The sequence below is a fragment of the Advenella sp. genome, from assembly GCF_052108595.1.
Taxonomy (GTDB): Bacteria; Pseudomonadota; Gammaproteobacteria; order Burkholderiales; family Burkholderiaceae_B; genus Advenella.
In genome coordinates, this window is record NZ_JBQEAU010000112.1 from 10681 (window position 1) to 15427 (window position 4747).

Genomic DNA, 4747 nt, shown 5'->3' on the forward strand with positions numbered 1-4747 from the left:
ACCGACCGATCCACCGCCGACGATGCCTAACCGGCAAATTGCGTCCATGATGTCATTCAACTTTGGCGCGGGTGGCAACGTCGGACCACTTCGTTACTTCGTCCAGCAGCAGTTGCTCTGTTTGCTGCGGCGTGGTGGCATAGGCTTTGGCTCCCGAAGCAATCAACTTGTCCTGCACTTCTTTTTGGGCAGCCACGGCCTGCATCGCCTCGGACATTTTCTGCACAATGTCTTTCGGTGTGCCGGCCGGCGCCAGCAATCCGTAGTTGGTTGTCAGCACATAATCCTTGACGTTGAGCTCTTTCAATGTCGGCACATCCGGAATGGTCGGAACACGATCAGCGGTCGTGACTGCAAGGAATTTGATTTTGCCGCTATTGATCTGCGGATAGAGCGTGGTCAGGGTATCGATCACCATGTCAATCTGTCCACCCAGCAAGTCTGTCACTGCAGGACCGCTACCTTTGTATGGCACATGCAATAGCTTGGTGCCTGTTGCCAGTTGAAATTTTTCAGCTGCCATATGCTGGGATGATCCCACTCCGGCAGAACCATACGTTATCTTGCCCGGCGTTTGCTTTATTTTGTTCACCAGTTCGTCCAGCGTATTAACGCCCAGGCCGTTGCTGACCGCGACAACTAGTGGCACGGCCGTGCCAAACGAAACGCCTTCGAAAGCATCGGGAAATTTATAGGTTTTGGGCTTGGACGGCAATATCGAATTGATTGCATGACTGCCGATAGCGCCAAAAAGCATGGTATAGCCATCGGGCGCTGCCCGGGATACGGCTTCCGCGCCAATTTCTCCGCCCGCGCCGGCACGATTTTCCACCACCACCGTGGTGCCCAAAAGCTTGGGCAGATATTGCGCATATATCCTGGCCGAAAAGTCTGTTGCCCCCCCCGGTGGATACGGCACCACCAGCGTGATCGGCTTGGTCGGCCAGTCTGCCGCAAGTGCCAGCGTACTGGAGAAGATCAGGCACAGCGCCCCGCTTGTCTTCAAAAACCATTTCATTGTCTCGCTCCTTTTTTATTAAATCCCAACATTTGGAATTTGAATTCTATTTCTTGTATAAAAAAGAGAATCGCATATAATAAAAATGCGGTCAACGAATTAATGGTTCTATGTTTAGAATTTTAAAATATAGGATTTTTAGTATCAATATTTGAGATTTATATGGACAAAACCTTGCTGAAGGGTCTACGGCTGTTTGAAATCATTTGCGCTCAGGAAGATCAGCCCAATACGATTGATGACCTTGCGGAGGCATCAGGCCTGACCAAAAGCAACACCCACCGTACCCTGCAGACACTGATCGCAGCTGGCTACGTGGAAAAAAGCAGTCATTCGGGCGGCTACAAGCCCACCTTGAAGGTTTTCGAACTGGCGGCGCAACGGCTCGCCCGCCTTGACGTGCGCAAGATCGCGACGCCACTGATGCGCCGCGTCGCGCTACAAACGCAGGAAACCGTACACCTTTCCGTACTGGACCAGCTCGATGTCATTTACATCGACAAAATCGACAGTCCCAATCCGGTGCGCGCCTATTCCATTATTGGCGGTCGCGCGCCCGCCTATGCGGTGGCGACCGGCAAAGCTATGCTGGCCTTCCAGAATGATGAATATCTCAACCGTCATTCAGCCGATCTGATCCGACATACCGAAAACACCATCACCTCGCTGGCGGCGCTCAAAGACGAGCTGGCCAACATCGCACGCATTGGTTACGCCATCAACAGGGGCGAGTGGCGCGGCAATGTCGGCGGGATCGCCGCGCCAATCTTTGACGGACACAACAAGGTCGTTGCCGCCCTGGGCATCTCGGGGCCCCTGGAAAGACTGACCATTGAAAACATGAAGCGCTGGTCGCCGCTGGTGCTGGATGCCGCCCGCGACATTTCCCGGGAGTCGGGATACCGGCGTGGTTATTTTGGCGAATCAAACTAATTCAAACCATTCTGTGAGCAACTCAACATGAAGCAAGAAACCACGCTGCAAGGCGTAAAAGTCATCGAGATCTGCAACGTTGCTGCGGGCCCGTTCTGCAGTATGCTGCTGGCCGATATGGGCGCGGACGTGATCAAGATCGAACATCCGGATGGAGGCGACACGCTTAGAAGCTGGCCTCCCATCAGCGATGGATACAGCGAGAATTTCGCTTCGCTGAACCGGAACAAAAAATCGGTCACGCTTAACCTGAAGAACCCCGCCGACGTGCAGGCCGCCCGCCAGCTCATGCGCTCAGCCGATATCGTACTGGAAAACAATCGTCCGGGCGTGATGGACCGGCTCGGCCTGGGCTATGCCGATATCAGGCAGTTGAATCCGCAAATCGTGTACTGTTCCATTTCCGCCTACGGCCAGAGTGGCCCGCGCAGCCAGGAAGGCGGGTTCGACCTGACCGTACAGGCCATGAGCGGCCTGATGAGCGTGACCGGCGAAGCCGATGGGCCACCAGTCAAGTGCGGTGTGCCGGTGTGTGATTTTTCTGCCGGGCTGTACGCTGCCTTTTCCATCGTGTCTGCCCTGCGAATGGCCGAGCGCAACGGAGAAGGCACCCATATTGATATTTCCATGCTGGGCGCAACACTGGGCATCGCAGCGCTACAGACATCCGAGTACTTCGGCAGCGGCGACAATCCGCGCAAGCTGGGCTCGGCACATCCGCGCAACGCCCCCTATCAGGTCTTTCGCTGCAAGCAGGGATACTTCGGCATGGCCGCCGGCAACAACTCCCTGTGGAAATCAGTATGCCAGGTGGTCGGACGCCCCGAACTGTTTGAGGATGAAAGATTTACCAGCACATCGCTACGCGCGCAACACCAGCAGGCGCTACTGGAAATCATGGAATCCATTTTCGCATCTGAAGATGCGCAATACTGGCTTGAACAGTTCCGCGCGGCCGGCGTGCCCTGCGCGCCAATCAATCAATACTCGGATGTGCTTGCAGATGAACAGGTGACGCATATGGACTGGGTGCAAAATATTCCCCTGCCCAATGGGCTGAACGCCAGAACCTTTGCCTCGCCAATCCGCTTTGACGGACAGACAAGCCGGATCGCCGTCGGTCCACCGGCGCTGGGTGAACATAATGATGAAATTTTGTCGAACATTGCAACGCAGGGAGAAAACGCGTGAGCGAGCCATTGATTATTGAACGCTGCGAACAGTCGTGGACTTTCACCCTGAACCGGCCCGAGAAAATGAACGCCCTGTCGCCTGCCCTGGTACAGGCACTCACAGATGGCATACAACAGGCCCATCAGGAGAATATTTCACTTCTGATATTCAGGGGTAATGGCAAGAACTTCTGCGCCGGGTTCGACTTTACCGATCTGGAAACGGCAAGCGAGGGCGATCTGCTGCAACGAATCGTGCAGATCGAAATCATGCTGGATCTGCTGGCTACCTCGCCTGCCATGACACTGGCCTTATGCCACGGACGCAATTTTGGCGCCGGCGCCGATATTATCGCGTCTTGCAAACGTCGCGTCGCCGCTAGCGGCACCACATTTCGCTTTCCCGGCATCAAGTTCGGCCTTATTCTGGGTACGCGCCGCTTCCAGAATATAGTCGGCACCCAGAATGCGCTGGATATCCTGTCTAGCACACGCACCTTCGATGCCAGCGAAGCCCTGAACATCGGCTTCATGCAAGCATTGCAGGACCAGCCCGAGTGGCCCGACGTGATTGAACAGGCTCAGGCCAACAACGCCATTTTGTCCGAAATCACCCGCCGTAATATGTACCAGGTCCTGTACGCCAATGCGGAATCGGACCAGAACCTGGCCGCCCTGGTGCGCTCTGCGGCGGCGCCCGGCCTTAAGGACCGGATCCGGTCCTACCTGAAACCCAATCAATAATCTGGAGACCATCATGACATCAGGATTTAATCAGGCTGATAAATGCGTATCGCTGCAGGACTTGGTCAGTCGCGTTCCCAATGGCGCCTCGCTGGCGCTGGGTGGCAGCTTTCTGCATCGCGGCCCCTTTTCGTTTGTGCGTGAACTTATTCGGCAAAACAAGCAGGACCTGGAGATTATCAAACAGTCTCCCGGCTATGACATTGATATTTTGTGCCGCACCGGAACTGCCACCAAAGCGCGCGCCGGCATTGTGGCCATGGAGGGCAACTTCGGTCTGGCCCAGTATTATCGCAAGGCCGTCGAGCAGCAACGGCTGGTACTCGAAGAGCACGCCTGCGCAACGCTGACGGCGGGTTTGCGCGCCTCCGCCTTCGGCATTCCGTTTCAACCCTGCGGTGGCATCGAAGGCAGCGAACTGGCCCAACTGAACAACTGGGTGAAAATTGCCGATCCCTATGGTTCCGAAAAAGAGGTGTGGGTTATTCCGGCAATACAGCCGGATTATGCCGTGATACACGCCAATGAAGTGGACCGCAAGGGAAACGTGCGCGTGCTGGGCACCTATCACTGGGACCGCATCATGTCGCGTTCGGCCAAAAGCGTGCTGGTCGTTGCCGAGAAAATGGTGGAGGACACCGTCTTTACAGACAATCCGGAAACCACGCTCATTCCATATTTCATGGTCGAAGCTTTCAGCATTGTTCCAAACGGCGCCTGGCCTGGTTCATGCTGGCCTGATTACGAAATAGATTATCCGGCAGTGCAGGCCTATCTGGATCCGGACCAGGCCGCCTTCAACCAGCACATGGATGCCGCACCCGAATTACAGGAACACGCATAATGCAAAACAACTGGTCGCCTTTCTCCTACATCGTTA

The 4747-nt window shown here is 55.3% G+C and carries 5 protein-coding genes; 4 read left to right on the forward strand and 1 reads right to left on the reverse strand.

Going from position 1 to position 4747, the window contains the following annotated elements:
• Positions 1-52: 52 nt before the first annotated feature.
• Complete coding sequence (locus ACTIKR_RS17025; protein WP_442328474.1) at positions 53-1018, reverse strand: Bug family tripartite tricarboxylate transporter substrate binding protein; 966 nt, start codon at positions 1016-1018, stop codon at positions 53-55.
• A gap of 162 nt (positions 1019-1180) precedes the next feature.
• Here ACTIKR_RS17025 and ACTIKR_RS17030 point away from each other — a divergent pair, with 162 nt between their 5' ends.
• The 4 genes from ACTIKR_RS17030 to ACTIKR_RS17045 are packed head-to-tail and all read left to right on the forward strand — an operon-like array spanning position 1181 to position 4711.
• Complete coding sequence (locus ACTIKR_RS17030) at positions 1181-1951, forward strand: IclR family transcriptional regulator (RefSeq protein WP_442328475.1); 771 nt, start codon at positions 1181-1183, stop codon at positions 1949-1951.
• Positions 1952-1978: 27 nt separating this feature from the next.
• Positions 1979-3142 (forward strand): CaiB/BaiF CoA transferase family protein, encoded by a 1164-nt coding sequence (locus tag ACTIKR_RS17035; protein WP_442328476.1) that lies wholly within the window; start codon positions 1979-1981, stop codon positions 3140-3142.
• Positions 3139-3867 carry an enoyl-CoA hydratase/isomerase family protein gene (locus ACTIKR_RS17040; RefSeq protein ID WP_442328477.1) on the forward strand — a complete coding sequence of 243 codons (729 nt, stop codon included), beginning with the start codon at positions 3139-3141 and terminating at the stop codon, positions 3865-3867. Before ACTIKR_RS17035 ends, ACTIKR_RS17040 begins: the two co-directional genes overlap by 4 nt.
• 13 nt (positions 3868-3880) lie before the next feature.
• On the forward strand, positions 3881-4711 hold the full coding sequence (locus ACTIKR_RS17045; protein ID WP_442328478.1) for a CoA transferase subunit A: 831 nt from the start codon (positions 3881-3883) through the stop codon (positions 4709-4711).
• Positions 4712-4747: the final 36 nt, after the last annotated feature.